Below are 400 nucleotides of genomic sequence, written 5' to 3'. Positions count from 1 at the left end.
AATTTCGCCTTGCCTTCTGTCACTATCAATCTTTGGCTGGTTTTACCTATTTTTTGATATTGTTCTGAGCCCTTTTGCTGCTTTCTTTGTTTAACTATTAATTTTTCAGGGTGAATACCTAAGGCCCGTGGAACGACTTGCAACATCTCAAGACTGCGTTTTTCTGCCTTGTGTACTGGAATGCTGGCTGGTGGCGCATATTCTTGCAGTACAGCATAGTCATTATATATATCTATGGCATAGGCATATTCGGGTAAGTCCGCATCGTAAATTCGATAACAGGTGATTTGATTTTTTCTTGCCCATTTCTGTAAATGATTTCTGTTTTTTTCCAATCGGTTAAATAGCATTTGTGCATTATCAGAAAGCGGGGCATCCGGGGTATTTTTTAGTTTATTTG

General features: G+C 38.8%; 1 pseudogene. It reads right to left on the bottom strand.

Going from position 1 to position 400, the window contains the following annotated elements:
• A pseudogene (locus AC1VNY_RS42835) lies at positions 1–400 on the bottom strand (bifunctional 23S rRNA (guanine(2069)-N(7))-methyltransferase RlmK/23S rRNA (guanine(2445)-N(2))-methyltransferase RlmL); the annotation flags it as partial.

Source organism: Bradyrhizobium ferriligni (genome assembly GCF_056837965.1).
This window is presented reverse-complemented; position numbering and strand designations above follow the sequence as displayed.